Here is a 24,581-nt window from a genome sequence, read left to right as displayed (position 1 = left end):
CCTCGGGGGTTTGGGGGCTGGCCCCCAATGCGGAATGGTGTCGCGCAGCGCTCGCTGGATCACGCTGCGCGCATCTGGGCGCTGATCTTTTCTGCCATCATGATGGTGGGAGCATTCGTGTTCCCACCAACCAGGCGCGGCATCAGAGAGGCATCGACAACCCGCAGCCCCTCGACACCATGCACGGAGCCCGCAGCGTCCGTCACGGCCATCTCATCCCGCCCCATCCGGCACGTGCCAACCGGATGATAGATCGTATCTGCGCGCGCCCGAATATCAGCCTCCAACCCCACATCGCTACCGTCATGGGGATAGAGTTGCGTGCCGCGCCAAGGGTCGAGTGGGGGTGCGGTCAGTATGCTCTCCATCTGTCGCGCACCTTTCATCATCACATCCAGATCACGCCGGTCGGTCAGGTAACCGGGATCAATCAACGGCGGTTTTGACGGATCAGCAGAGTGCAGGCCGACATGGCCGCGGCTGTGCGGGCGCAGCACACAGACATGGCAGGAATAGCCAAACTTCACATGTATCTTGCGCATATGCTGGTCCACGATGCCCACAACGAAATGCAGTTGCAGATCAGGGCGGTCAACAGACGGATCAGAGCGCAGGAAGGCACCCCCTTCGGCGAAGGGTGATGCGAACATGCCCGACCCGTCCTTGCGCCATTGCAACCCCGCCTTGGCCAACGCCATCAAGCCCTTGGGACCCAGCCCCACAACGTCATCACGCTTGGAATGATAGCTGATGATATAGTCCAGATGGTCTTGCAGGTTCTGCCCGACCCCGGGCAGTTCATGGACCGGTTCGATGCCGTGCGACGCCAGTTCATCGCGCGGACCAATCCCGGACAGGAGCAGCAATTGGGGTGATCCAAAGGCACCGCTCGACAGAATGACCTCTCGTCCCGCTTCGACCAGCTTGACCTTGCCTTGATGTTTGATCCGCACTCCAATCGCGCGCGTTCCGTCCATCTCGACCTTTTGGGCGATGGCACGGGTCAGAACGGTCAGGTTCGCTCTCGCTTGCACCGCATCTGGCAAATACGCCGCTGCAGCCGAGCATCGCTCTCCTTTGGCTTCGCCGGAATGGTGCTGCGTCACCTGATACAGACCTACGCCGGCCTGTTCGGCATCATTGAAATCATCAGTAACCCGCAACTGCTGCTGGGCGCCTGCTTCGATAAAGGCATGCGTGATCCGGCGCGGATCGGATTGCTCGGCCACTTGCAACGGCCCACTATCGCCATGCAGGTCATCCGCACCGCGCACATTGCCCTCTGACCGTTTGAAATAGGGCAGCACGCTGTCCCAATCCCAACCATCAGCCCCAAGATCCGCCCATTCGTCATAGTCGCGCTGATGCCCTCGGACATAGAGCATCGCGTTGGTGGCGCTTGATCCCCCCAATGCACGGCCACGCGGCTGGAACCCCCGCCGCCCATTCAATTCGGGCTGCGGTTCCGTGTGAAAGGCCCAGTTGTTGATCTTGGGTCGGCCAGAGATCATGCCCGCCACCAGCGCAGGCGCGCGGACAAAGATGTCGCGCCCTGAGCCCCCGGCCTCTATCAGGCACACTGACACAGCCGCATCCTCGCTCAGACGCGATGCCATCACGCACCCTGCGGACCCGCCGCCAACGATCACGTAGTCGAATTTCATCTGCGCGTCTCCCTTTCAAAAAGGCTAAGAGCGCACCCGGAGCGTTACAAGTGTGACCCAGGGTCGGCGGGTGGGCGCATTCCGGGCCTCTGGCCCGGAACAGTGCCACCAGGCGACCTATCCGGGCAAAGAGCCGGTCAGCACATAGCGCAAGACATCCACCACCTGCCCGGGTTCTTCAGCCACGGCCAGGGCCGCCGCATCCACCTCTTTCAAGGCATGGGCATGATCGGGGCCATGCAGGATGATCAACGACTTGCCCAGTGCCGCAGCATACCCGGCATCAAAGGCGGCATTCCATTGCTTGTACTGGTCGCCAAAGCGCACCACGACCACATCCGCATCCGCAATTCCCTTGCGGGTGCGGATGGCGTTCACCATCGCGCCCTTGTGATCATGCCAGTACTTCTTGTCCTCGGATCCAAGGATCACGACACCGCAATCATCGCTCGAAGCGTGATCGGTCACCGGCCCGGAAAAGGTCACATCAAGGCCCTGTGCGCCATCTACTATCTGCTCTCGCCAATCGGTATGAATTTCCCCGGAAAGGTAAACGTTCAGCATCACAGCGCTCCTTTTTTCCCAGCTGGACCTAACCTGCGTCTGACAGCACGAAAAACAAGGGTCAAGGACGCCGGGCCACAACAAAATGACTGGGCGGGCGCAGCGGGTAGTTTCCTGTCTCGATCACCTCGAACCCGGCGCGGACAATCCGCGCCTCAAGGCTCTTGATGGTTTCGAAGCGGACAAACGGAGCCTTGCCGAAAAACTGCATCAGCGGAATGAGCCGTTTCAACAGCCCGAACTTCAACCCAAGCGACCGTTCACCAATACAGGGCGTTTTCGAGATGAAGACACCGCCCGGCACCAGGAGGTCGTGCACACGCGCCATTGCGTCATCAACGCGGTCCACAAGGTGAAACAGGTTGAAGGCCATGACGACATCAAACGATCCATCCGCCAATGCGGGACTGAACGTGTCGGCCTGCATGAAGCGCACGTTGTCCACACCTACCTTCGCTTCTGCCTGTGCGATCATGCCTTCGGAAAAGTCGGTGGCAAGGATCGATCCCGCATGTGGTGCAAGCTTGAGCGCCGTGCTGCCGGTGCCACAGCCCAGCTCCAGCACCCGGTCCGTCGGCTTGAGGTAAGACACAACCCGCTCAAGTGTCTGTTCATATGCATCCGGGTCGCTGATCGGTTGTGCCGCGTATTTGACCGCCAACTTGTCCCAGAATTGTGCGTTCGGTTTCATCATCCATCTCCTTCACCACTGCATATACAGGTAACCTCGGGCGCAATAAATTGACGAATTTCGCAACGTATATATACAAATTTGCATGGAACGAAGGTTTGACTGGACGCATCTGCGCGCATTTCTGGCAACGGCCGAAACCGGATCACTGTCCGCAGCCGCCCGGCAACTTGGCCTGGCCCAGCCCACGATCGGGCGGCAGGTCAGTGCACTGGAGGACGCGTTGCGCCTGACCCTGTTCGAGCGCACATCGCGGACGATGACACTGACGGATGCAGGCCGTGACCTGCTGGTTGAAGCACGCAAGATGGGGGAAGCCGCGACGCGCATCGCCGTCATTGCCCAGGGAAGGACCCAAGGGTTGGAGGGCACGATCCGCGTGACAGCCTCTGACATGATGAGCGCCTATGTCCTGCCCGATACCCTGCTGAAACTGCGGGACCTTGCCCCGCGCCTGCGCGTTGATGTGATTGCCGCCAACGATATCCGCGATATCCTCAAGCGCGAGGCGGACATTGCCATCCGCCATGTCCGCCCGACCGAACCTGACCTAATCGCGCGCAAGATTGGCGACTCGTCAGCGCATCTTTACGCCTCCAAGTCTTATGTGGCGGCTCGCGGTATGCCCAAAACGGTTGAGGATCTGAGGGAACACGACTTCATCAGCATGGCCGACGATGACGCCTTTGTCGCGGCCATGGAAGAATATGGCATCCCCGTAAGCCGCGCAAACTTGCGCTCCGGTTCCACCAGCGGAATCACAACATGGGAGCTGTTGCGCAAAGGTTTCGGTATTTTCCCAATGTCGGACCACATTGGTGATCAGTTCGATGATGCGGTCCGCTTGCTGGACGGTGTCACCGACCTCAGTTTCCCGGTGTGGCTGGTCACCCACCGCGAACTGCACACAAGCAAACGCATTCGCCTTGTGTTCGACCTGCTCGCAGAGATGCTGAGCGAAACCTGATCCGCCCCTTCATCTTGCCAAATAAACTTCTGGGGGTCTGGGGGGCTGGCCCCCCAGTGCCGGACCTATCCGCGCAAGCTGCCGCCTGTCGCCTTGGTGACCTTCTCGACCACCTTCTGCGCCACCGCTTCGATGTCGGCATCCTTGAGGGTCGCGTCCTTGGGCTGCAAGCGCACGGTCAGGGCCAGGGATTTCTTGCCCTCACCCAAGGAGCCGCCGATGAACTCGTCAAAGATGCGGACATCCTCGATCAGCGCCTTGTCTGCGCCCATGGCCGCGTTGACCAGCGTCAGTGCTTCGACCTCTGCGTCAACGACAAAGGCAAAGTCACGCTCGACCGCCTGCAGGTCGCTGATGTCCAGCGCGCCCTTGTTGGCCCCTGCCTTGCGCGGCATAGGCACTTCGGCAGGCCAGAGGGTGAAGGCCATGGCAGGACCTTTCACATCCATCGCCTCAAGGACACGGGGGTGCAGTTCGCCGAAGATGCCCAGCACCTTCTTGGGACCAAGGCAGATCTTGCCGTGACGGCCCGGGTGCCACCAGCCTTGCGCGCCGCGCTGAATCTGCACCTTGGCCGGTGCGCCGATGGCCGACAGGATCGCTTCGGCATCCGCCTTGACGTCGAACACGTCGACGGGTCGCGATGCGCCGTGCACGTCCTTGGGCCCTGTCCGTCCGACAAGCAGGCCCGAGACCAGCAGGTGCTGTTCCCCCGGCTCACCGCCGTTGAAGGCCGGGCCGACTTCGAACAGAGCAAGATCGGCAAAGCCGCGTGCCTGATTGCGCGCTGCGGCTTGCAGCAGACCGGGCAGAAGTGCGGGGCGCATATGGCTCATGTCGCTGGAGATTGGATTTTCCAGCATCGTCGCATCGTCACCGCCGCCGAAGAGCTTGGCAGAGGCCTGATCGATGAAGCTGTAGGTCACGCATTCATTGTAACCCAGCGCAGCCGCTGTCCGGCGCGCAATCTGTTCGCGCCGCTGGATGGGTGTCATCACCGGTTTTGGCACGCCGGGCGTCAGCCGTGGCAGCGGCTTGCCCTGCAGCTTGGTCAGCGACGCGACCCGGGCCACTTCCTCGACCAGATCGGCCTCGCCCATCACATCGGGGCGCCAGCTTGGCACGTGGGCCATGTCCCCTTCGAGCTTGAAACCGAGAGCGGTCAGCGTCTGGCGCTGTTCGCTTTCGTGGATGTCCATGCCGACAAGGCTTTGCACCCGCGCGGCATCGAGTTTGTAGGCGCGGCGTGTGTCCGGCACGGCACCCGCGCTGATCATGCTGGAGGCGGTTCCGCCTGCGTGTTCCATAATCATAGCGCAGGCATGGTCCAGCCCGACGGGGGTGAAGGCCGGATCGACACCGCGCTCAAAGCGGTAGCGCGCATCGGAGTTGATCTTGAGCGCGCGGCCCGCATAGGCGATCTGCACCGGGTCCCAATAAGCGCTTTCGACAAAGACGTTCACCGTCTCTTCGGTGCAGCCGGTTTCGGCGCCGCCCATGATGCCCGCAATGCTTTCGGGTCCATTGTCATCCGAGATGATCATCTGGCCGGGCTGGAACGTGTAGCTTTTTTCATCAAGGGCGGCGATTTCTTCGCCGCCCTTGGCGCGGTGCACGCGCAAATTCCCGGCGACCTTGTCCGCATCAAAGACGTGCAAAGGGCGGTTCAGATCGTAGGTGAAGTAGTTGGTCACATCGACGAGGAACGAGATTGGGCGCAGGCCGATGGCGCGCAGGCGGTCCTGCAACCACGCCGGGCTTGGTCGGTTCTGAACACCCCGGATCAGCCGCCCGAAGAACGCCGGGCAGCCGTCCAACGTATCGTCGTCAATGCTGATCGTAATGTCAGAGACAAAGGCGCCCTCGACTTCCGGAACCGGGTTCGGACGCATGGTGCCCAGGCCACGCGCAGCCAGATCGCGCGCGATGCCGCGCACGCCCAGCGCGTCGGGGCGGTTGGGGGTGATTGCAATCTCGATCACCGGGTCGACCTTGGCCGGGTCGTTTTCGGCCAGCCAGTCGACAAAGCGGTCGCCGACCTCTCCCGACGGGAGTTCGATGATGCCGTCATGTTCCTCGGACAGCTCCATCTCACGCTCGGAAGCCATCATGCCGAAGCTTTCAATACCCCGGATCTTGCCCACGCCGATGGTTGTGTCGATGCCGGGGACATAAACGCCCGGCTTGGCGACCACGACCGTGATCCCCTCGCGCGCATTGGGGGCGCCGCAGATGATCTGTTTCTCGCCCTCATCCGTGGCGACCTGGCACACGCGCAGGCGGTCGGCGTCGGGGTGTTTTTCCGCGCTCAGCACCTTGCCGATGGTAAAGTCGGCCAGCTTTGCCCCGCGATCCTCGACCCCTTCGACTTCCAGTCCAAGGTCGGTCAGCGCATAGGTGATCTCGTCCACCGTTACGGTGGTATCGAGGTGCTGCTTGAGCCAGCTGAGCGTGAATTTCATGGGAGCGTCCCCTGCATTCCAGTACGGGCCTGCAATGGCAAAGATCGGCCCAAGGTGCAAGCGCGGGGCAGTGAACGCCCCGCCTTGCGTGTCAGGGATACACAGGCTCTCGGCCCAGAAGCTCATCCAGCTGCCGTGCGATCCAGCCGTGGGGAATGAAATGCCCGCCCGGATGGACATCCAGCGTCACCTTGATGCCCGCTTCACATTCCTGCCATTCGGTCCGCGAGAGCGAGAGAAATTCGACAACAGCCCAGTCGCCACCATCCGTCTGCGCATTTGTACATCCCAAATGGTCACGCCAGAGCGATACGGGATACGTGGTGTCCCCATCCGGGCCATATGGAAAATCAAGCACGTTGTCGTTGAGCCCATGCACATGGCGCGCCTCGCGCGGGGCCTGCGCGCAGTCTTCGGACAGGTCAATGGTGCCCGAGATCCCCAGAAGCGCCCGCACGTTCATATCCGTGCCACGATCACAGGCCACACGCCACGCCATGATGGAGCCGTAGGAATAGCCCGACAGATAGATGTTATCGGTGTCGACCGGATAGCGCTTGATCACGTCATCGAGCACGTCGGCTGCGAATTGCACATCCTCGGTTTCCGGCGACCACATGTTCCAGGTCTTGCGATTGCCATTGGGCGCAATCAGCAGCACCCCGCGGCGCCGGGTGGCACCCGAAATACGCTGGTGCTGTACGGGCAGCGCACCGGTGCGTTGCCACCCATGGAAATGGATCAGAACCGGCATGGGCGTTTCCCCGTCCCATCCGTCTGGTTCTTTTACATGGTAGGAACGGCCACCCAATGCGCACGGCACCTCCAGATGGCAGGTGTCCCGTTGCCAGGGTCCCATGGCAGCGGCGGGCAGAGCCCAAACAAGAGCGAGGAAGAAGATAAGACGTGTCATTCGCCGCACGCTACGCAGATACGGGCCCGTGTCACGTCACATTGTCGTGGTCATCGCGGTTGCGCCTCTGAACGGCGTCGAGCCAACGATCGATCAGCAGGATGGGTGCCAGAACGATGGTCCATCCCGCGGCGTTGATGATCGTGAAGGTCAGCTTGAGATGCGTGGGCATGTCAGAGCGCCACAGGAAGATGTGAGCGATCACGATCAGGGTGACGAGGAGGATGACGATGGCGCGACGCATGGGGTCAAGGTAGCGGCACCATGCAAAGAGACAACATGGGCCAATGCGCCCCCCGGTGGCCAATCGGCCCTCCGGGGGGGATTTTTTTGAAACAGGGAAGGAATGGACCGACTTTTAGCGGCTCAGCCCGCCGTGCAATGTGGGGACATCCAGTGCCGCAAAGCCGTAGTGCCGCAGCCAGCGCAGGTCGCTGTCAAAGAAGGCGCGCAGGTCAGGCACGCCGTATTTCAGCATCGCAATCCGGTCGATCCCCATACCGAAGGCAAAGCCCTGCCATTCGTTGGGATCGATCCCGCCTGCCTCAAGCACCTTGGGGTGCACCATGCCGGAGCCGAGGATTTCAAGCCAGTCGTCGCCTTCGCCAACCTTGAGCGTGCCGCCTTCCCACGAACAGCGAATATCAACCTCGGCCGACGGTTCGGTGAAGGGGAAGTGCGAGGCGCGGAAGCGCAAGTCAACGCCGTCCACCTCGAAATAGGATTTCACGAACTCTTCCAGCACCCATTTCAGGTTCGCCATCGAGATGTCCTTGTCGATGGCGAGGCCCTCAACCTGGTGGAACATGGGCGTGTGGGTCTGGTCGTAGTCGGCGCGGTAAACACCACCGGGACAGATGATGCGGGTGGGCGCGCCTGTTGCTTCCATCGACCGGATCTGAACCGGCGAGGTGTGGGTGCGCAGCACGTGGGGCGGGCGATTATCGCCTTCGGCCCGGTGCATGTAGAACGTGTCCATCTCGGCCCGCGCGGGGTGGTGGCCGGGGATGTTGAGCGCGTCGAAGTTGTACCAGTCGGTGTCGATCCGCGGCCCTTCGGCAACGGAGAAGCCCATTTCGGCAAAGATGGCCGTGACCTCTTCGGTCACTTGGCTGATCGGGTGGATGGTGCCGCGACGCTGCGTGCGGGTGGGCAATGTCACATCCAGCCATTCTGACCGCAGGCGTTCGTCCAAGGCGGCGTCTGCGAGGGCCGCTTTTTTCGCAGCCAGCGCGCTGTTGATTTCGTCCTTGAGGGCATTCAACGCGGGGCCCGCCACTTGCCGTTCCTCGGGCGTCATCTTGCCCAGTTCGCGCATCTTGAGGGCAACCTCGCCTTTCTTGCCAACAGCCGCGATGCGAATGTCTTCCAAAGACGTCTCGTCTGCCGCGTCCGCGATCTGTGTCAAATACTTGGCTTTGAGGTCGTCCATGACGTGCTCCTTTATTCGGTGCCCTGCTACCACAACGCAGCGGGATGGCAAACACCGACAAGATGCATGTAAGCCGTTCAATAACGTGCACAATAATACGATATTTAGCCCAAACTTCTTTTCACAACACTGTATGTGGTGTAGGCAGGATCAGATTGCAAAGACACGCGTTCAGGAAGCTTGATGGCACCCATTATGTATTCGCACCGGCTGAAGTCGGTTCTGCAGCACAGTGTGCGCGACCTTGGGTTGACGGTTGTTCTGGATGATGGCCGATCCGAGGTCAGCCTGAGCGAAAACGAGGCCATGATCCGGGAGACCGCATCGCTTCTTGGCATCCAGGTTCATTTCGAAACAAACGAAAACAGTGTGTCCGTTACGTTTTATCAGTGAGTTTGTCTGGGGGGACAATTGATGAAAGCACGCAAAAAGGGCCAAGATCTTCGCACGCTCAGAGCCGCAGGGCTCACACTGGCAAGCGCGGACCGATTGGCAGCGCAGAAAGGCGGGTCGACTTGGGCCTTGGCCGGTGTCGGTATCGCGGCGATTGCGCTGATGGCTGGCGTCGGCGTCTACACGATGAATTTGCCAACGACCGGGGCGACCGATCTGGCACTGGCATCCCCAACAACCCAAACGGTTGCGCCAGACGTGCAACCTGCCGCAGATGTACCAGCCGTCGAGACTTTGAAGGCCGAGACCGTTGCATCGACCGCCTCCGTCGCTCCCTCTCTGCCGGATGAGCCGAGCGAATTGCCATGGGTTGTTGCCCTTCGAGAAGCCACCAATGAGGCAGCAGCGCCCCCCAAGGTAGCGACAAATCCTGTAAAGACAGCCGACTGCGTGGCGGCGCTTACATCCGATGTCTCGGGCGTGGTTTTGCAGTTTGCCCCGGGCAGCGCGGACATAGATCCGGCGGCGCAACCGCGCCTGAGTGAACTGGGTGAGCGCATCAATGCGTGTCCGGAGGCACAGATCCAGGTGGCCGGGCATTCGGACAGTTCCGGAGACGACCTTTCAAACCTGCAGCTCAGTTGGGCCCGTGCCGAAAACACGGTGAACGCGATGGCGGCCTCTGGGACCGACATCAGCCAAATGGAGGCCGTCGGGTTTGGGTCGCGGGTGCCACTGGAACAAGGCAGCGATGCCGCGTCACCTTTGAACCGACGGGTTGAAATACGCATCATGCGGGCCGAGCTAAGGCCATGATCAGCGCAAGCCTTGTCATTCAATTCATCCTCGCCATTGCATTCATGGGCGTGGCGGCCGCCATTGGGTTCGTGATGGCGCGCCAAAGGTATCGCAGTGAGAACGCGACACGGACGGCCTTGCTGGCGGGTGAAACTGCGAAGTGGCGTCGTCGGGCAAACAATGCCGAGGATCGCGCCAAGGCGGCTGAGAATGCCCTGACGAGGGAACGGCGGCGGATGCGGCGTTAAGCGTTGCTGACCCGCAGGCGCGGCGCCATTTCGACGGACAAGTCCTGAAGCACGTCCAGAAGGCTTTCCACGTTCACCGTCTCGGGATTGACGTCATCCGTCGAAAAATAGCGCAGGTAGATGGTGCGTGCGCGTTCATCCATGCCCTGATGCATGCCCATCGACCAGTTCGGGAACATGCGTTCACGCACGTCTGTGCACGAGAGCAGAATGATATTGCTGTGCCGTGGGTCACGGGCGATCCGGTGATAGAGCGCCGACACTTCGACCCGTCCACCCTCGATCACTTGCAGGAAGTGATCGCCGTTGTAATGCAGCATACCGGTCAGGTTCAGGCGCATGTTGTTACGTTCACAGGTCGCGATCAGATCTTGCGCATCCATGCTCTCGGACGGATTGCGTTGCGAGTAGTAAACAAGGCGCGTCAAATTCATTGGTCGTCCCCCCAGACAAACGGCACATTTAGTATGGTGCGTTCTATGGACCACAGGATCAAGCAAAACCAACCCACAAACGCATCATATCGCACAAAAAAAGACCGCCCTCGAAGTGAGGACGGCCTTAATCAATTCTGACGTGTGCTTAGGCGTTCAGCTGGGCTTTGGCCTGGTCCACGATGGCAGCAAATGCATCGGGTTCGTTCACGGCCAGGTCGGCCAGAACCTTGCGGTCCACTTCGATGCCGGCCAGGTTCAGACCGTTGATGAAGCGGCTGTATGTAAGTGCTTCGTCATGGGCGCGAACGGCGGCGTTGATGCGCTGAATCCACAGGGCGCGGAAGTTGCGCTTGCGATTGTGACGGTCACGCGTTGCGTACTGGTTGGCCTTGTCGACCGCCTGGCGTGCGACCTTGAAGGTGCTCTTGCGGCGGCCATAGTAACCTTTGGCGGCCTTGATGACCTTCTTGTGACGGGCGTGGGTGACGGTTCCACCTTTGGTGCGGGACATATATCTGCTCCTTCTTCTTAGCGGTCGTAGGGCATGAAGCCCTTGACGATTTTCGCGTCGGGGGCAGACAGGGTCGTGGTGCCACGGGCGTCACGAATGAATTTGCGGGTGCGCTTGATCATGCCGTGGCGCTTGCCGGCCTGACCACCCATCACCTTACCGGTGGCGGTCACCTTGAAGCGCTTCTTGGCGCTTGATTTCGTCTTCATCTTGGGCATTTCCGTCTCCATCGTTTGAGTTCGGTAGATGCGCGACTCGGCATGCCACTTGGGCCGGACGCGCGGAACGAATTGGGCGTATAGGGGCAGATGCGCCCCATGGCAAGAGGCTTTGAACGCTTGATGCTCTGCGGTTCGCGACCCTAGATAAGACGTGCGATCACACGAACAAAGACATCGGGGATTTCTTCTATCGTGTAGCCGCCGGGCTGAGTCTGAATGGCCAGAAGTATCAGCCCCCCGGAAATCAGGATCGTGATGGCCGATGCGCGTGGCGCCCGCCGATCAGATATCGCAGAAAGCACGGATGGAATTGAAAACCCTGCGAGCAGAATGCCAAGAACCAGATAAAAATCGGGGCTCATGAATATGACCTTACCTTAAGTAAAGTCACATTACTCCGGATCGGTCGAGTAAATCAAACGTTCATCACAAGGCGCAACACGCAGGATATTGGTGGTGCCCGGAACGTTGAAGGGGACGCCAGCGGTCACAACAATCTGATCTTCCGGTCCGGCAAACCCGCCGTCGCGTGCAGCACGAGCGGCCCCAACAACGGCTTGTTTGAACCGATCCATCGTTGGCGTGATATAGCAATTGCACCCCCAGCTCAGTGCCATGCGACGCGCTGTGCGCGCCAACGGGGTCAGCGCAAGGATCGGGACGCGTGGCCGTTCGCGGGCCACCAACAAGGCTGTCGTGCCGCTTTGGGTAAAGCAACAGATCGCCTTGATATCGGTTGTCTCTGCAATCTCGCGCGCCGCAGCCACGATGCCGTCCGCCACGGATGCACGGCTGGCGCTACGGCTGGCCTCGATGATCTGGGTGTAGGTTGGATCCTGTTCAACCTCGGCCGCGACACGGTCCATGGTCGTCACAGCCTCAATCGGGTAGCTGCCTGCGGCGCTCTCTGCGCTCAGCATGACAGCATCCGCACCTTCGTAAATGGCGGTGGCGACGTCACTGACCTCGGCCCGTGTGGGCATGGGGCTTTCAATCATACTTTCCAGCATCTGCGTGGCGACGATTACCGGCTTGCCAACGTGGCGACACTTGCGCACCAACCGCTTCTGAATCGGGGGGACATTCTGAACTGGCAATTCCACACCCAAATCGCCGCGCGCCACCATGATGCCGTCGCTGACCTGCAGGATGTGATCAAACCGGTCGACAGCATTGGGTTTCTCGATCTTGGAGAGAACAGCAGCCCGCCCCTTGATCATTGCCTTGGCTTCTTCCACGTCCGCGGCACGTTGCACAAAGCTGAGGGCGATCCAGTCCACACCCAGATCAGCCACGAACATAAGATCCGCCTTGTCCTTCTCTGACAGCGCCGCCAACGGCAGCTCTACATCGGGAACATTCACGCCCTTGCGGTTGGAAATCACACCGCCCGCGACAACGACACAATCCGCAAAGTCAGGGCCACAGTCTTCAACCTTCAAGCAGATCTTGCCGTCGTTGACCAACAGCGTCTTACCCACTTCCAAGGCTTCGAAAATCTCGGGATGGGGCAGGCAGACGCGGCTGCTGTCACCGTCTTTCTCATTCAGGTCCAGACGAAACTTTGCACCCCCATCCAGCATTTCGCTGTCACCGGCAAAGACACCAACACGAAGCTTTGGCCCCTGCAGGTCAGCCAGGATGGCGATGGCAGAGCCTGTGTCCTCTTCCACTTTCCGGATAATCGCATGCTTGCTGGCAATCTCTTCGTGACTGCCATGCGACATGTTCAGGCGAAACACATCAGCCCCTGCCTCGTGCAACGCCCGGATGGTTTCATACGTGTCCGAGGCCGGACCCAAGGTAGCCACGATTTTCACGTTGCGCAGGCGTCGCATGGTGTTGCCCTCTTCTGATACCGCTAACAGCGCCCTTATTGCCCAATTCACATCCCGAGGCAACTGGCCTAGACCTGCGACACAATAGGTGACAGGCAGATGACACATACCCCCTTTTTCATAGATGGCACAGAACGGAACGGCGGGTGGGTGATCACCTGTGATCACGCGACAAACACTGTCCCGAACCATGTAAACGGGGGCACGCTTGGCCTGCCCGAAGCGGAGATGTCCCGACACATCGCGATCGACATTGGCGCCCTGGCGCTGGCACGGGCATTGGGCGAGTTGCTCAATGCGCCGGTCGTAAGCGCAAACTTTTCGCGCCTCGTCATCGATCCGAACCGCGGTGATGATGACCCGACCTTAATACCACAACTCTATGACGGGACGGTCATTCCCGGCAACCGGATCCTGCCCGAGACGGAACGCCAGCGGCGCATTGATACCCTGTACGCGCCGTACCATGATGCGATTGCCCGCACGGCAGCAGAGCGGGACATTGCGTTTCTGGCAGTCCACAGCTTCACACCCCAATTGGTGAATCGCCCGCGGCGCCCATGGGAAATAGGAGTTCTATCGGCTCAAGACCGACGCATCACGAACCCGTTGATTGCGGGCCTGCAGAGTACCCTAAGCAGCCCCGTTGGGGACAACGCCCCCTACGCGGGATTCTTTCCCGGCGACGCAATGAGCCAGCATGCACACATCCCGGGACGTCCCAACGTTATTTTGGAAGTCCGTCAGGATCTGATTGCGGATCCAGTTGGACAACGGCACTGGGCGACGTTGCTGGCAACCCATCTTGAAGCGGCCAGGAATGAAGCCAATCTTTAGCACAAACCCGTTTCGCCCAAAAAAACAGCAAGGTGTGGGAAAGTATCCCTGCCCTGCACTTAAACAAGGACATCTCGCATGGACGAACAAACTCGCATTGAACTTGAAGCAGCTGCCTTTCGCCGCCTTAGGCAGCACTTGATGGAGGACCGCACGGACGTGCAGAACATCGATATGATGAACCTCGCCGGGTTCTGCCGCAACTGCCTGTCTCGCTGGTATCAGGAGGCCGGGGCGGAAAAGGGTATCGAGATGTCGAAAGACGAAGCACGCGAGACCTTCTACGGTATGACCATGGCCGAGTGGAAAGCCAACTACCAGACAGATGCGACGCCCGCGCAGCAGGATGCTTTCCAAACGGCATTCGCTGAAAACGTCGAGAAAGGCTAGGGTTGGGCGCATGTCTGATGATCAGAGTTACCGCGTCGGCGATCGGGCCAGCGCTGCACCCGAACCAACCGCGTTTACACCTTGTCCGTTCCAACGGGCCAGGGCACCCGACCCATTGCAATTCGAGGTCAACCTGGTCGCCGAAGCGGGTACGAAGCAGCACAAGACCGGTAGCGTTTCGGTAAACATTCCGGGTTTCTCACCGCTGACGCTGTATTGCGATGAACAGCCACCCGTAGGCGAGGACCAGGCCCCGCCGCCACTTGCCTATTTCTGCGCAGGCATCGGCTTTTGCCTGATGACGCACCTCACGGACATCTACACCGCGCGCAAAATCGAAATCACGTCTCTCAGGCTGGAACAGCGAGTGCGCTTTGCCACCAACCTGGGGCATATGCGCGATTTCGGGCATACGACCGACGGCAAGACCGAATTGGTCGAAACCCATGTATTGATCGAAAGCCCCGAGCCACGCGACAGGATCACGACCCTTTTGGAAGAAGCCGAAGGCGCCTGTATGGCCCATTTCGCGCTGCGCAATCCGATCCCATGGACCACGCGCCTTGTTCACAATGGTGAAACGGCAATCAGCCATTCTGGAAACGGCGCGTAAGACGGAAGCGTCCTGCACCCTGCCAACTTCGATCTCTGGGACTTCGCTCTGCTTACATGACCCGAGCTTGCTGCACGGTTGTCAAAGCGCACCAGTTTACAAAAGAGCGAGCCAAGGCAGACTTGGCTAGATGGCCGCTTTGCGGCTTTCATCAAGATAAATCTCGCGCAGGCGCGGAGCGACCCGTCCGGGCACACCCTCACCCAAGGTCACGCCGTCTATCTCGACCACCGGCATCACGAAGGTGGACGCCGAAGTGATAAAGGCCTCATCCGCATCGCGTGCTTCATCAATGGTGAAATTGCGCTCTTCGACTTCCATCTGTGCCTCCTGAGCAAAACGCAGCACAGCCGCCCGGGTAATGCCGTGCAGGATGTCATTCGACTTGGCGCGCGTGATGATCTTGTTACCCTTCACGATGTAGGCGTTGTTCGATGTGCCTTCGGTCACGAACCCATCCTGGATCATCCAGGCATCGTCGGCCCCCGCCTTCTTGGCCATCATCTTGCCCATGGACGGGTAGAGCAGCTGCACCGTCTTGATGTCGCGGCGCCCCCAGCGGATGTCGTCAATGCTGATGACCTTCATACCCTTCTTGGCCGCCGGATTGTCGGCGAGTCCCGGCTTGTTCTGAGTGAACAGCACAATGGTCGCAGGGGTGGTCGCGGGGTCGGGAAACACGAAGTCGCGGTCATCCGGCGCGCCACGGGTGATCTGTAGATAGATCATACCCTCTTCGATCCCGTTCAGGCGGACGAGTTCGCGATGCACTTCAAGCAGGTCATCCTTTGTGATTGGTGCCTGCATTTCCAACTCATCCAGCGACCGCTGCAAGCGCACGGCATGACCATCGAAATCGATCAGTTTGCCGTCCAGTACGCTGGTGACCTCATAAACACCGTCAGCCATCAGGAACCCGCGATCAAAGATCGACACTTTTGCCTCGGTCTCAGGCAGGTAATCTCCGTTCACATATACGGTTCTGGTCATGGCGGGGTTCCTTCTGGCAGGGCGCATTGGCGCTGGCGTTATTTCAGATGTCTTTGGCGTGCAATGGGGCGGACAGCCGCATGGGATCAAGCTGATTGGTCTGCATGAGGTGGCGCAGAACTTCGGCGACCATCCGGGCGTCACCCAGCGCGTCGTGTCCACGGGCATCAGGCAGGCTCAACCCGAAATGCTGAAGCATAGTGTTGCTGCGCAATCCGTGGATCACGTCCAACGGTACACCCGCCGCTAGAAACAACTCGGGCGCGTTGCCGAACCGGGTTGCCGGGAGGGGTGGTGCAATGCCGGCCACGTAGCAGCTGATGGCGACCATGTTGAATTCGTCCTTGCCCCAGGCCCACATCCGGTCGTCGCCCGCGAACCGGCTGAACTGGTCCAGAGCATTGGCAAGCGATACACCTTCTTGCGCTAAACGTTCATCGGTGACGCCTGTTAGCGTTGCATTCAACGGATCGAGAGCAAGCGGCGCACCTGAGCGATCCACTGGCCGGATCAGCACCTCGAAACGCTCAAGATCATTGTACGGCGCCTCAAGCGAAATACGGACTGCACCGATCTGGAACACCACCGGGTCAGGATCATTCGGTCCACACCAGAACCGTTGCGGCGCACCCGGCGCAGTCGCGAATTCGCAATCATAAATGATTGCGGTGCGGCTCATCCCCAAAGCTCTGTGGTCGGGGGATGAACGCCAGCCGTATCATAGACAAGTGGCGCGGTACGGTCTTCGGCCAGCAGGAGAGGCCCATCAAGATCCACCACGGCGGCACCCTGAGCAACCAATGTCGCCGGTGCCATCGCAAGGGACGATCCAACCATGCACCCGACCATGATACCGTAGCCTTCCGCGCGCGCTGCGTCGCGCAGGGCAAGCGCTTCGGTCAGCCCGCCCGTTTTGTCCACCTTGATGTTGATCAGATCGTATTTGCCTTTCAGCCCCGGCAGGCTGGCCCGATCGTGGCAGCTTTCGTCGGCGCAAACCGGTACGGGGCGCTCAATCCCGGCCAATGCATCATCTTCGCCTGCCGGCAATGGCTGTTCGACCATTTGTACGCCCAGACGAACCAGATGCGGGGCCAGATCGGCATAGACCTCTGCCGACCACCCCTCATTCGCGTCCACGATGATCTGTGCATTGGGTGCGCCCGACCGAACGGCCTCGAGCCGCGGCATGTCGTCCGGTGTGCCCAGTTTGATCTTGAGAAGCGGGCGGTGCGCGTTCTGAGCCGCTTGCGCCTGCATCGCCTTGGGCGTGTCAAGCGACAGGGTGTACGCCGTAATCTCGGGTCCCGGTGTCGGAAGACCCGCGAGGTCCCAAGCGCGCTTTCCTGCACGTTTGCACTCCAAATCCCACAATGCGCAGTCGACCGCATTGCGGGCCGCACCAGCAGGCAAAAGGTCATAGAGCGCTGCTCTGGTCACCGTTTCTGGCAGGGCTTCGATCTCTGCCGTGACACTGTCCAGCGTTTCGTCATACCGGGCATAGGGAACGGATTCACCGTAACCAGCATGCGCTCCATCGGTGACCTTGACGGTGATCACGTGGGCCTCTGTCCGGGATCCACGTGAAATGGTGAACGCCTGCGCCAATCGAAAGACATCACGGGTTGTATCAATGCGCATCAGTCCACCATTTTCTATTCACAAAACGGCCTCCGATGGAGGTCGAAAGAAGCAATTTCGTTGCCTCAGGATGCCAGCGCGTCAACCAGCTTGCCAGCCCCAAAGCGGAACGGATCGGCAGCGGGCAGGCCCATACGGTCTTCGATCTCTGCCAGACATGCGCGTGCGGCGTCGTCGTCGAGTGCCTTTGTGTTCACCGACACACCAGCCACAAAGCAATCCGGGTTTGCAACACGGGCAATCGGCAGTGCCGTATCGCGCAATTGCTCCAGCGAAGGCAGCCCGTAGTGGGGCAGTCCGCGCATGTGAGTGCGTGTTGGTTCATGGCACAGGATCAGCGCGTCTGGCTGACCGCCATGGATCAAGGCCATTGTCACACCGGAATACGACACGTGAAACAGGCTGCCCTGCCCTTCGATGTGATCCCAGTGATCATCATCGTTGTCAGGTGTCAGATACTCGACCGCACCCGCCATGAAATCCGCAATCACGGCGTCCAGTGGCACACCTTTGCCCGTGACCAGAATACCCGTCTGACCCGTTGCCCGGAAATCCGAATTCATGCCGCGCTTGCGCATTTCTGCATCCATCGACATGGCAGTGTACATCTTGCCACAGGAACAGTCCGTGCCGATGGCCAATACGCGTTTGCCGCTGCGCTTTTTCCCGTTGGCAATGGGGTAGGCAATCGTGGGGATGCGCACATCGTGCAGCGTGCAGCCATTGACCCGTGCGGCCGCCTGCAATTCATCCTCGTCTCGCAACAGGTTATGCAGGCCAGCGGCCAGATCATACCCCATCTGCAACGCCTTCACGAGCACGACCTTCCAGGCATCAGAGATCACACCGCCGCGATTTGCGACGCCAATCACGAGGGTCTTGGCGCCTGCGGCCAGGCCTTCCTCGAGGGTCATGTCCGTCAGCCCCATATCGGCGCCGCAGCCCTCCAGCCGGATCTGCCCAACGGCATTCTCAGGACGCCAGTCCTTGATCCCTTGCGCCACTTTGGCAGCCAACTGATCCGGCGCATCGCCGAGGAACAATAGATATGGTGTTTGAATCATCTGACATCCCCTTCGTCGTTGCGCGGCATTCTATCGATGCCGCGCGCAATCACATCGCGAAACTCTCTTATATCTTATAATATGTCGAATAATCTTGCGTGATATGATCATAGAAGAGTGTTTCTTTCGAATCCGCCTACAAACGCAGCAGAATCGCCGCGCCATGCTGCACCTGCAAAATGCGCCTTGCGAACCGGTGCGCAATTTAATACCAGCCAAGTAACCTCATACGAAATTATCTTACCAAAGGTGCGCCATGTCTTTTCGTCTTCAACCCACGCCTCCGGCCCGTCCAAACCGTTGCCAACTCTTTGGCCCAGGATCGCGCCCCGCAATCTTTGAAAAAATGGCAGCGTCGGCGGCGGACGTTATCAACCTTGACCTCGAAGACAGCGTCGCGCCGAGCGACAAGGACAGCGCCCGCGAGAACGTCATAAAAGCCATCAGTGATATCGACTGGGGCACCAAGACCCTATCGGTGCGCATCAACGGCCTTGATACCCCTTACTGGTATCGCGATGTGGTGGATCTGATGGAACAGGCGGGTGACCGACTGGACCAGATCATGATCCCGAAGGTGGGCAATGCCGCAGACATCTATGCCGTCGATGCGCTTGTGACATCCATCGAGGCCGCCAAAGGGCGCAGCAAGCCAATCACGTTTGAGGTCATCATCGAATCCGCAGCCGGCATCGCACATGTTGAGGACATCGCCGCCGCCTCGCCCCGGCTGGCCGCCATGTCATTGGGCGCGGCCGATTTTGCGGCATCGATGGGCATGGCGACCACCGGGATCGGTGGGACGCAAGCCAATTACTACATGATGCATGAAGGGCAGAAACACTGGTCCGATCCTTGGCATTGGGCACAGGCCGCGATCGTCGCAGCGTGCCGAACCTACGGTGTACTGCCCGTGGACGGACCCTTTGGCGACTTTTCGGACGACGAAGGCTTCCGCGCACAGGCCCTGCGGTCCGCAACGCTTGGCATGGTTGGCAAATGGGCGATCCACCCCAAACAAGTGACTTTGGCCAATGAGGTGTTCACCCCGTCGGAAGAGGCCGTGGCCGAAGCGCGCGAAATCCTTGCCGCCATGGAAGAGGCCAAGGCCAAGGGCGAAGGTGCAACCGTCTACAAGGGCCGCCTTGTCGACATCGCCTCGATCAAACAGGCGGAAGTCATCGTGCGGCAATCAGAGATGATCACTGGCAGCTAAGCACCAAGCGGGACGGTGGGTGGTGCGTCTTTGCCAACGGCAAACAGCGTCCACCCGGCGTCCTCAATCCGGCCAGACCTTTCGGCCATCAACGCCCGTCTCTTCAATCAGACCCAGTCGCTTGGCTTCGAAGTAGTATCCACGCGCGTACCACATCACCGCCGCATCCATATCCTGACCGGACACCAACCACGCCCCACGCAGGTAGCGTGTCGCGTATTTCAGGTTCGTTTCCGCGTCGAGCAGGTCGTTCGGTTGCCCCCGAAACCCCATACTGCGCGCCGTGGCGGGAAGGATTTGCATCAAGCCGTAGTAAGGCCCGTTCCGTGCCCCCGGCCTGTGTGTGCTTTCACGAATGACGACGCGCTGCACCAAGGCGACGGGCACGTCATTTGCCGTTGCAGCAGCCTCGATCTGTTGTCGCAGTTCGGGCGTTTCGTTTGGATAAAGCGGCACAGAGGAAACCGGCGGCGCTTCTGGTTCGGGGCTCGAGCAAGCGGCGACCAAGGCCACAATGCACATCAGGATAAATCGTGTCATGAGGGATGACTAATAGCAGTCGGGCTTATGCACCACGCACACAGACGTGATTGGGCAAGTCCTCGCTCACATGCTTCCCTGCTTGGATCATTGTACCATCGGAGACGTCCATGCGCCTGACACTCGCCATCCTCGCACTGATCCTGCCACCACTCGCCGCTCAAGCCGAGATGGCACCGCGCGAAGGTTGGTCCGTCACGCCAACAACCAAGAGCTACGATCAGTTGATCGCGGATGTCAAAACGGCGGCCAAAGCCAACAAAATGGGCGTCGTCACACAAGCCGGTCCCACCGGGGCCGCAAAATCCCGCGGGATTACAATTCCAGGCAACCGGGTGATCGGGCTGTTCAACAACGTCTACGCGGTAAACATCCTGAACCTGTCGACAGCCGCGATGATCGAAGCGCCCGTGCGCGTCTACGTGACCGAAAATGCGGATGGGACAGCGACCCTCAGCTACAAGACGCCATCGAGCGTATTTGCGCCCTACACAGAGGAAGCTGGCCCGGAACTCGCAACTCTTGCGCAGGACCTGGACGCGATCTTTGCAGCGATCTCGGACCAAGCCACGCAGTAAAGCGTGACGCTAGGCGCGCTCATCCTTCGGTGAACCCATAACCACGTAAGACGTTATGGCATTCACCTGCGGCAGTGCGCCCAGCATGTCGGTGTGAAATGTCTTGTAACTGGGCAGGTCTGCACATTCGACGCGCAGCAGGTATTCGATTGTGCCCGTGATGTTGTGGCATTCGAGCACCTCGGGCGCGCGAGAAATCGCACGTTCAAACGCTTCCTGACTGGCCTTTGAATGGTCGTTCAACCCAACAGCGATATAAGCGACAAAGCCAATGCCCATCTTGGTTCTGTCCAGCACTGCACGGTATCCGGCAATGACCCCTGCCCGCTCCAACTCTTGAACACGCCGCAAGCAAGCGGACGGCGACAGGCCCACGCGATCCGCCAATTCGATATTGCTGATCCGGCCATCATGGCTCAGTTCTTGCAATATCTGGTCATTTATCTGATCAATTTTCATCATTAGTTGCAAAGATAGGCCGAGATTCATTCAATTCACAATCTATCTCGGCTAAACTTACCGCATTTGTTGTGAATGACGTATGATCTCCTCACGGCATTGGCCATGTTTGCCTTTGTCAGTTCCATCACACCTGGACCCAACAACCTGATGCTTATGGCATCCGGCGCAAATTTCGGCTTCCGCCGGACGATCCCACATATGCTGGGCGTTGGATTGGGCTTTGTGTTCATGGTGCTGCTGGTCGGTGCCGGGCTTGTTCAGGTGTTTGACGCATATCCCGCCAGCCACACGGTCCTGAAAGTGGCGTCGGTGACCTATCTTCTGTACCTCGCATGGAAGATTGCGACCGCAGCGCCCATAAAAGATGGCGCTGAAAAGGGGACGCCCATGACGTTCCTGCAAGCGGCTGCCTTTCAGTGGGTCAATCCAAAGGCGTGGACCATGGCACTGACAGCCGTGACCGTCTACACGCCCGACACAACCCTTTGGGCAATTGCCCTTGTGGCAATCGTCTTTGGCGCAATCAACTTTCCGTCCGTCAATTCGTGGACATTGCTGGGCCAACAGATGGCGCGGGTACTTACAAATCCGGCCCGTCTGACAGCATTCAACTGGACCATGGCTGCGCTTCTCGTCGCGTCGCTGTACCCCGTGATCTTTCCCTAACGTTGCAAATGCTGCATCCTGCGGCCATATAGCCAAAAATCGCATCGGGGACGCAGGCGTGACGCAGTATCTTGAATTCGAAAAACCCTTGGCTGAAATCGAGGGCAAGGCGGAAGAGTTGCGGGCCCTCGCACGCCAGAACGAAGATATGGACGTCACCGACGAGGCCGCCGGGCTTGATGCCAAAGCGGTGCAGATGCTTGAGGATCTGTATGGTGACCTGACGCCTTGGCGCAAATGCCAAGTGGCGCGCCACCCGGACCGGCCGCATTGCCGCGACTACATCGAAACGCTGTTCACTGAATACACCCCGCTTGCGGGCGACCGGAACTTTGCAGACGATCACGCCGTTATGGGCGGGTTGGCCCGCCTGAACGATCGGCCTGTCGTTGTGATTGGCCACGAAAAGGGCAACGACACCAAATCCCGCATAGAACGCAATTTCGGCATGGCCCGTCCCGAAGGCTACCGCAAAGCGATCCGTTTGATGGACATGGCAGACCGGTTCAACCTGCCAGTCATCACGCTTGTCGACACGCCCGGCGCATATCCGGGCAAAGGGGCGGAAGAACGCGGTCAATCCGAGGCCATTGCGCGCTCAACCGAAAAGTGCCTTCAGATCGGTGTGCCGCTGGTGTCCGTGGTGATTGGTGAAGGTGGATCGGGCGGGGCCGTGGCCTTTGCCACCGCGAACCGGGTCGCGATGCTCGAACACTCGGTCTATTCGGTGATCAGCCCCGAGGGCTGCGCATCGATCCTTTGGAAAGATGCGGAAAAGATGCGCGAAGCGGCTGAGGCGTTGCGCCTGACAGCGCAGGATCTCAAGCAACTGGGCGTGACCGACCGCATCATCCCCGAAGCCGTGGGCGGCGCACATCGACACCGTGACGCAACCATTGCGTCTGTTGGCAACGCCCTGTCCGCGATGCTGGATGAACTTGACGGCAAGGATCGCGCGACGCTCGTCAGCGACCGCAGGCAAAAATTCCTGAGCCTTGGCAGCACCGGGCTTGCCGCCTGATCAGCTGGCCAGCATCCGCAGGCCCTGCGTTACGTCAGACCGTACCGCAAGGCGGAGACTGGGTTCGTCACCCGCGCGCAAGGCAGCAATGATCAAACGGTGGTAGCGCGGCGGCTCGGTCCGGCGCAGGCGACCGTACAGCGCTCGCATTGTTGGGCCCATCTGCAGCCACACGGTTTCCGCCATCGCCAGCATCGCAGGGGCTTGTGCCCGCAGGTAAAGGGTACGGTGGAACTCGAGGTTCGTACGGATATAGCTGACAGCATCGCGATGCGCGACGGCCTCAGCGACCGCGCCGTTGATACTCTGCAATCGTTCGATCAGGGCAAGGTGCGCACGGGGCAGAGCCCGGGTGGCCAACTCCACCTCGATCAAGGCGCGCAGGGCCGCGAGCTCTTCAATCCGTTCATTGGACAGTTCCGGTGTGGACACGCGTCCGGACTGCGACAGGGTCAACGCCCCTTCCGCCACCAGACGGCGCACCGCTTCGCGCGCGGGCGTCATGGATACATCATATTGTTTGCCGATCCCGCGCAGGGTCAACGCCTGCCCCGGGGCAATATCGCCATGCATTATACGCGTCCGCAAGCGACGATAAACGCGATCATGGGCTGCGGAAGCGGTGTCTCTGGTGCGCGGAACCTGCTGCATCATCTTTTGTGATCACACTGGACAGCGCGGGTCAATCGACAAAGCGGTAGCGGTGCAGCGTGTTGCCTTCGGTCCGCAGCCACCGACGCTGCGCGTCATAGGGCCCATGGATGCGATCAACCGTGTCCCAGAATGCACGCGAGTGGTTCATCTGCTCAAGGTGGGCGACCTCATGTGCAGCCACATATTGTAGCACTGAGGGTGGGGCGAGGATAAGACGCCATGAGAACATCAATCGCCCTGACGACGAACACGACCCCCAGCGAGATCGCGTGTCGCGTATCGTCAGACCACTGTAGGGGCGGTCAAGCCTTTGCGCATAATCATCACAAGCTCCGGCCAATACGTCACGCGCGCGGGCTTTGAGAAACCCCAGGACACGGGCGGGGGCGGCACCGGGCAAACCGGGAAAAAACAAGGCGTCATCCGTCATCACGACGCGTCTTCCTGTCCCTTGCGCTATCCTGCGCGGCTGCCCCTCGACTGGCAAATGGGTGCCAGACTGTACCATCACATCCTCAACTCTCGCCGCCAGATGCTTGCGAATCCATGGCTCTTTCTGGCGTGCAAAATCCAACGCTTCGCGCTCGGCCACATGCGTCGGCAGAGTTAGCGTCACGCGCCCGTCCAAGGATGAGATGCGCAGTGTGATACGGCGCGCACGCGCCGACCGGCGCAGCATCAGCACAATCTCAGGGCGCCCTTGAAGAACCCGCTCGGCCATCCCATCTCCCCATCCCGGGCCAACGCTCACCCATAAGCCTTTGACTCCG

General features: G+C 59.8%; 31 protein-coding genes. 11 read left to right on the top strand and 20 right to left on the bottom strand.

Annotated features, from left to right (window positions below):
* Positions 1-59: 59 nt before the first annotated feature.
* From Q1A75_RS15795 to Q1A75_RS15785, 3 genes are all read right to left on the bottom strand, one after another.
* A complete protein-coding gene (locus Q1A75_RS15795; RefSeq protein ID WP_299552210.1) occupies positions 60-1,664 on the bottom strand; it encodes a GMC family oxidoreductase N-terminal domain-containing protein in 1,605 nt (534 codons plus the stop codon).
* A 117-nt stretch (positions 1,665-1,781) separates the two neighbouring features.
* Positions 1,782-2,231 (bottom strand): YtoQ family protein, encoded by a 450-nt coding sequence (locus Q1A75_RS15790; RefSeq protein ID WP_299552213.1) that lies wholly within the window; start codon positions 2,229-2,231, stop codon positions 1,782-1,784.
* A 58-nt stretch (positions 2,232-2,289) separates the two neighbouring features.
* Positions 2,290-2,919: a class I SAM-dependent methyltransferase gene (locus Q1A75_RS15785; RefSeq protein ID WP_299552217.1), complete on the bottom strand. Its 630-nt coding sequence runs from the start codon at positions 2,917-2,919 to the stop codon at positions 2,290-2,292.
* Between the two features lie 85 nt (positions 2,920-3,004).
* Between Q1A75_RS15785 and Q1A75_RS15780 the strand changes: the two genes are divergently transcribed.
* Complete coding sequence (locus Q1A75_RS15780) at positions 3,005-3,886, top strand: LysR family transcriptional regulator (RefSeq protein WP_299552220.1); 882 nt, start codon at positions 3,005-3,007, stop codon at positions 3,884-3,886.
* 65 nt (positions 3,887-3,951) lie between these two features.
* Here Q1A75_RS15780 and pheT read toward each other — a convergent pair whose 3' ends face one another.
* The 4 genes from pheT to pheS form a co-directional block, all read right to left on the bottom strand.
* Positions 3,952-6,348: a phenylalanine--tRNA ligase subunit beta gene (gene pheT / locus Q1A75_RS15775; RefSeq protein ID WP_299552364.1), complete on the bottom strand. Its 2,397-nt coding sequence runs from the start codon at positions 6,346-6,348 to the stop codon at positions 3,952-3,954.
* Between the two features lie 91 nt (positions 6,349-6,439).
* The gene (locus Q1A75_RS15770) at positions 6,440-7,261 is read right to left on the bottom strand and encodes a polyhydroxybutyrate depolymerase (RefSeq protein WP_299552223.1); all 822 of its coding nucleotides are present in this window, start codon (positions 7,259-7,261) and stop codon (positions 6,440-6,442) included.
* Positions 7,262-7,292: 31 nt separating this feature from the next.
* On the bottom strand, positions 7,293-7,505 hold the full coding sequence (locus Q1A75_RS15765; protein WP_299552226.1) for a phenylalanyl-tRNA synthetase subunit beta: 213 nt from the start codon (positions 7,503-7,505) through the stop codon (positions 7,293-7,295).
* A gap of 114 nt (positions 7,506-7,619) precedes the next feature.
* Positions 7,620-8,693, bottom strand: coding sequence for a phenylalanine--tRNA ligase subunit alpha (pheS, locus tag Q1A75_RS15760; protein ID WP_299552229.1), 1,074 nt, complete (start codon positions 8,691-8,693; stop codon positions 7,620-7,622).
* Positions 8,694-8,876: 183 nt separating this feature from the next.
* Here pheS and Q1A75_RS15755 point away from each other — a divergent pair, with 183 nt between their 5' ends.
* The 3 genes from Q1A75_RS15755 to Q1A75_RS15745 are packed head-to-tail and all read left to right on the top strand — an operon-like array spanning position 8,877 to position 10,132.
* On the top strand, positions 8,877-9,086 hold the full coding sequence (locus tag Q1A75_RS15755) for a hypothetical protein (RefSeq protein ID WP_299208629.1): 210 nt from the start codon (positions 8,877-8,879) through the stop codon (positions 9,084-9,086).
* A gap of 21 nt (positions 9,087-9,107) precedes the next feature.
* Positions 9,108-9,902 (top strand): OmpA family protein, encoded by a 795-nt coding sequence (locus Q1A75_RS15750; RefSeq protein ID WP_299552233.1) that lies wholly within the window; start codon positions 9,108-9,110, stop codon positions 9,900-9,902.
* Positions 9,899-10,132, top strand: coding sequence for a hypothetical protein (locus Q1A75_RS15745; RefSeq protein ID WP_299552235.1), 234 nt, complete (start codon positions 9,899-9,901; stop codon positions 10,130-10,132). The genes Q1A75_RS15750 and Q1A75_RS15745 overlap by 4 nt, the downstream gene beginning before the upstream one ends.
* On the opposite strand, the gene Q1A75_RS15740 is transcribed toward Q1A75_RS15745, so the two are convergent.
* From Q1A75_RS15740 to pyk, 5 genes are all read right to left on the bottom strand, one after another.
* Positions 10,129-10,566 (bottom strand): BLUF domain-containing protein, encoded by a 438-nt coding sequence (locus Q1A75_RS15740; protein ID WP_299552238.1) that lies wholly within the window; start codon positions 10,564-10,566, stop codon positions 10,129-10,131. The genes Q1A75_RS15745 and Q1A75_RS15740 overlap by 4 nt on opposite strands.
* Positions 10,567-10,714: 148 nt before the next feature.
* Positions 10,715-11,080, bottom strand: a complete 366-nt coding sequence (gene rplT, locus Q1A75_RS15735; RefSeq protein ID WP_147110356.1) for a 50S ribosomal protein L20 — start codon at positions 11,078-11,080, stop codon at positions 10,715-10,717.
* A 17-nt stretch (positions 11,081-11,097) separates the two neighbouring features.
* On the bottom strand, positions 11,098-11,298 hold the full coding sequence (gene rpmI, locus Q1A75_RS15730; RefSeq protein ID WP_027257795.1) for a 50S ribosomal protein L35: 201 nt from the start codon (positions 11,296-11,298) through the stop codon (positions 11,098-11,100).
* 143 nt (positions 11,299-11,441) lie between these two features.
* Positions 11,442-11,663 (bottom strand): hypothetical protein, encoded by a 222-nt coding sequence (locus Q1A75_RS15725; protein ID WP_299208639.1) that lies wholly within the window; start codon positions 11,661-11,663, stop codon positions 11,442-11,444.
* Between the two features lie 30 nt (positions 11,664-11,693).
* Positions 11,694-13,139, bottom strand: coding sequence for a pyruvate kinase (gene pyk / locus Q1A75_RS15720; RefSeq protein ID WP_299552241.1), 1,446 nt, complete (start codon positions 13,137-13,139; stop codon positions 11,694-11,696).
* 99 nt (positions 13,140-13,238) lie between these two features.
* Here pyk and Q1A75_RS15715 point away from each other — a divergent pair, with 99 nt between their 5' ends.
* The 3 genes from Q1A75_RS15715 (at position 13,239) to Q1A75_RS15705 (ending at position 14,979) form a co-directional block, all read left to right on the top strand.
* Complete coding sequence (locus tag Q1A75_RS15715; RefSeq protein WP_299552244.1) at positions 13,239-13,976, top strand: N-formylglutamate amidohydrolase; 738 nt, start codon at positions 13,239-13,241, stop codon at positions 13,974-13,976.
* Positions 13,977-14,054: 78 nt separating this feature from the next.
* Complete coding sequence (locus tag Q1A75_RS15710) at positions 14,055-14,366, top strand: DUF1244 domain-containing protein (protein WP_299552247.1); 312 nt, start codon at positions 14,055-14,057, stop codon at positions 14,364-14,366.
* 10 nt (positions 14,367-14,376) lie between these two features.
* Positions 14,377-14,979 (top strand): OsmC family protein, encoded by a 603-nt coding sequence (locus Q1A75_RS15705; RefSeq protein WP_299552250.1) that lies wholly within the window; start codon positions 14,377-14,379, stop codon positions 14,977-14,979.
* Positions 14,980-15,105: 126 nt separating this feature from the next.
* Here Q1A75_RS15705 and Q1A75_RS15700 read toward each other — a convergent pair whose 3' ends face one another.
* The 4 genes from Q1A75_RS15700 to dgcN form a co-directional block, all read right to left on the bottom strand.
* Entirely contained in the window at positions 15,106-15,969 is an 864-nt protein-coding gene (locus tag Q1A75_RS15700) for a D-amino-acid transaminase (RefSeq protein WP_299552254.1), read from the bottom strand.
* Positions 15,970-16,012: 43 nt separating this feature from the next.
* Complete coding sequence (locus Q1A75_RS15695) at positions 16,013-16,648, bottom strand: exonuclease (protein WP_299552257.1); 636 nt, start codon at positions 16,646-16,648, stop codon at positions 16,013-16,015.
* Positions 16,645-17,610, bottom strand: a complete 966-nt coding sequence (dgcA, locus tag Q1A75_RS15690) for an N-acetyl-D-Glu racemase DgcA (RefSeq protein WP_299552260.1) — start codon at positions 17,608-17,610, stop codon at positions 16,645-16,647. Before dgcA ends, Q1A75_RS15695 begins: the two co-directional genes overlap by 4 nt.
* A gap of 65 nt (positions 17,611-17,675) precedes the next feature.
* A complete protein-coding gene (dgcN, locus tag Q1A75_RS15685) occupies positions 17,676-18,674 on the bottom strand; it encodes an N-acetyltransferase DgcN (protein WP_299552263.1) in 999 nt (332 codons plus the stop codon).
* Positions 18,675-18,930: 256 nt separating this feature from the next.
* On the opposite strand from dgcN, the gene Q1A75_RS15680 reads away from it, so the two are divergent.
* Entirely contained in the window at positions 18,931-19,890 is a 960-nt protein-coding gene (locus Q1A75_RS15680) for an L-malyl-CoA/beta-methylmalyl-CoA lyase (protein WP_299552266.1), read from the top strand.
* 63 nt (positions 19,891-19,953) lie between these two features.
* Here the strand turns inward: Q1A75_RS15680 and Q1A75_RS15675 are convergent, their stop codons facing one another.
* Positions 19,954-20,430 (bottom strand): lytic transglycosylase domain-containing protein, encoded by a 477-nt coding sequence (locus tag Q1A75_RS15675; RefSeq protein ID WP_299552269.1) that lies wholly within the window; start codon positions 20,428-20,430, stop codon positions 19,954-19,956.
* A 110-nt stretch (positions 20,431-20,540) separates the two neighbouring features.
* On the opposite strand from Q1A75_RS15675, the gene Q1A75_RS15670 reads away from it, so the two are divergent.
* Complete coding sequence (locus Q1A75_RS15670; protein ID WP_299552272.1) at positions 20,541-21,008, top strand: DUF302 domain-containing protein; 468 nt, start codon at positions 20,541-20,543, stop codon at positions 21,006-21,008.
* 9 nt (positions 21,009-21,017) lie between these two features.
* Here Q1A75_RS15670 and Q1A75_RS15665 read toward each other — a convergent pair whose 3' ends face one another.
* The gene (locus Q1A75_RS15665) at positions 21,018-21,470 is read right to left on the bottom strand and encodes an Lrp/AsnC family transcriptional regulator (RefSeq protein ID WP_299552275.1); all 453 of its coding nucleotides are present in this window, start codon (positions 21,468-21,470) and stop codon (positions 21,018-21,020) included.
* A gap of 72 nt (positions 21,471-21,542) precedes the next feature.
* On the opposite strand from Q1A75_RS15665, the gene Q1A75_RS15660 reads away from it, so the two are divergent.
* Both Q1A75_RS15660 and Q1A75_RS15655 read left to right on the top strand, forming a co-directional pair.
* Positions 21,543-22,136: a LysE family translocator gene (locus tag Q1A75_RS15660; protein ID WP_299552278.1), complete on the top strand. Its 594-nt coding sequence runs from the start codon at positions 21,543-21,545 to the stop codon at positions 22,134-22,136.
* A 58-nt stretch (positions 22,137-22,194) separates the two neighbouring features.
* Positions 22,195-23,157 carry an acetyl-CoA carboxylase carboxyltransferase subunit alpha gene (locus tag Q1A75_RS15655; protein ID WP_299552281.1) on the top strand — a complete coding sequence of 321 codons (963 nt, stop codon included), beginning with the start codon at positions 22,195-22,197 and terminating at the stop codon, positions 23,155-23,157.
* Here Q1A75_RS15655 and Q1A75_RS15650 read toward each other — a convergent pair whose 3' ends face one another.
* Positions 23,158-23,808, bottom strand: a complete 651-nt coding sequence (locus Q1A75_RS15650) for a GntR family transcriptional regulator (protein ID WP_299208830.1) — start codon at positions 23,806-23,808, stop codon at positions 23,158-23,160.
* 31 nt (positions 23,809-23,839) lie between these two features.
* Complete coding sequence (locus Q1A75_RS15645; protein ID WP_299552284.1) at positions 23,840-24,532, bottom strand: SprT family zinc-dependent metalloprotease; 693 nt, start codon at positions 24,530-24,532, stop codon at positions 23,840-23,842.
* Positions 24,533-24,581: the final 49 nt, after the last annotated feature.

It is taken from the genome of uncultured Tateyamaria sp. (assembly GCF_947504105.1).
Classification (GTDB): Bacteria; Pseudomonadota; Alphaproteobacteria; order Rhodobacterales; family Rhodobacteraceae; genus Tateyamaria.
This window is presented reverse-complemented; position numbering and strand designations above follow the sequence as displayed.

Coding starts and splice junctions, on each gene's coding strand:
- Q1A75_RS15795 (WP_299552210.1), bottom strand. CDS start 1,664: ATGAAATTCGACTACGTGATCGTTGGCGGCGGGTCCGCAGGGTGCGTG.
- Q1A75_RS15785 (WP_299552217.1), bottom strand. CDS start 2,919: ATGAAACCGAACGCACAATTCTGGGACAAGTTGGCGGTCAAATACGCG.
- Q1A75_RS15780 (WP_299552220.1), top strand. CDS start 3,005: ATGGAACGAAGGTTTGACTGGACGCATCTGCGCGCATTTCTGGCAACG.
- pheT (WP_299552364.1), bottom strand. CDS start 6,348: ATGAAATTCACGCTCAGCTGGCTCAAGCAGCACCTCGATACCACCGTA.
- Q1A75_RS15770 (WP_299552223.1), bottom strand. CDS start 7,261: ATGACACGTCTTATCTTCTTCCTCGCTCTTGTTTGGGCTCTGCCCGCC.
- Q1A75_RS15765 (WP_299552226.1), bottom strand. CDS start 7,505: ATGCGTCGCGCCATCGTCATCCTCCTCGTCACCCTGATCGTGATCGCT.
- pheS (WP_299552229.1), bottom strand. CDS start 8,693: ATGGACGACCTCAAAGCCAAGTATTTGACACAGATCGCGGACGCGGCA.
- Q1A75_RS15755 (WP_299208629.1), top strand. CDS start 8,877: ATGGCACCCATTATGTATTCGCACCGGCTGAAGTCGGTTCTGCAGCAC.
- Q1A75_RS15750 (WP_299552233.1), top strand. CDS start 9,108: ATGAAAGCACGCAAAAAGGGCCAAGATCTTCGCACGCTCAGAGCCGCA.
- Q1A75_RS15745 (WP_299552235.1), top strand. CDS start 9,899: ATGATCAGCGCAAGCCTTGTCATTCAATTCATCCTCGCCATTGCATTC.
- Q1A75_RS15740 (WP_299552238.1), bottom strand. CDS start 10,566: ATGAATTTGACGCGCCTTGTTTACTACTCGCAACGCAATCCGTCCGAG.
- rplT (WP_147110356.1), bottom strand. CDS start 11,080: ATGTCCCGCACCAAAGGTGGAACCGTCACCCACGCCCGTCACAAGAAG.
- rpmI (WP_027257795.1), bottom strand. CDS start 11,298: ATGCCCAAGATGAAGACGAAATCAAGCGCCAAGAAGCGCTTCAAGGTG.
- Q1A75_RS15725 (WP_299208639.1), bottom strand. CDS start 11,663: ATGAGCCCCGATTTTTATCTGGTTCTTGGCATTCTGCTCGCAGGGTTT.
- pyk (WP_299552241.1), bottom strand. CDS start 13,139: ATGCGACGCCTGCGCAACGTGAAAATCGTGGCTACCTTGGGTCCGGCC.
- Q1A75_RS15715 (WP_299552244.1), top strand. CDS start 13,239: ATGACACATACCCCCTTTTTCATAGATGGCACAGAACGGAACGGCGGG.
- Q1A75_RS15710 (WP_299552247.1), top strand. CDS start 14,055: ATGGACGAACAAACTCGCATTGAACTTGAAGCAGCTGCCTTTCGCCGC.
- Q1A75_RS15705 (WP_299552250.1), top strand. CDS start 14,377: ATGTCTGATGATCAGAGTTACCGCGTCGGCGATCGGGCCAGCGCTGCA.
- Q1A75_RS15700 (WP_299552254.1), bottom strand. CDS start 15,969: ATGACCAGAACCGTATATGTGAACGGAGATTACCTGCCTGAGACCGAG.
- Q1A75_RS15695 (WP_299552257.1), bottom strand. CDS start 16,648: ATGAGCCGCACCGCAATCATTTATGATTGCGAATTCGCGACTGCGCCG.
- dgcA (WP_299552260.1), bottom strand. CDS start 17,610: ATGCGCATTGATACAACCCGTGATGTCTTTCGATTGGCGCAGGCGTTC.
- dgcN (WP_299552263.1), bottom strand. CDS start 18,674: ATGATTCAAACACCATATCTATTGTTCCTCGGCGATGCGCCGGATCAG.
- Q1A75_RS15680 (WP_299552266.1), top strand. CDS start 18,931: ATGTCTTTTCGTCTTCAACCCACGCCTCCGGCCCGTCCAAACCGTTGC.
- Q1A75_RS15675 (WP_299552269.1), bottom strand. CDS start 20,430: ATGACACGATTTATCCTGATGTGCATTGTGGCCTTGGTCGCCGCTTGC.
- Q1A75_RS15670 (WP_299552272.1), top strand. CDS start 20,541: ATGCGCCTGACACTCGCCATCCTCGCACTGATCCTGCCACCACTCGCC.
- Q1A75_RS15665 (WP_299552275.1), bottom strand. CDS start 21,470: ATGATGAAAATTGATCAGATAAATGACCAGATATTGCAAGAACTGAGC.
- Q1A75_RS15660 (WP_299552278.1), top strand. CDS start 21,543: ATGACGTATGATCTCCTCACGGCATTGGCCATGTTTGCCTTTGTCAGT.
- Q1A75_RS15650 (WP_299208830.1), bottom strand. CDS start 23,808: ATGCAGCAGGTTCCGCGCACCAGAGACACCGCTTCCGCAGCCCATGAT.
- Q1A75_RS15645 (WP_299552284.1), bottom strand. CDS start 24,532: ATGGCCGAGCGGGTTCTTCAAGGGCGCCCTGAGATTGTGCTGATGCTG.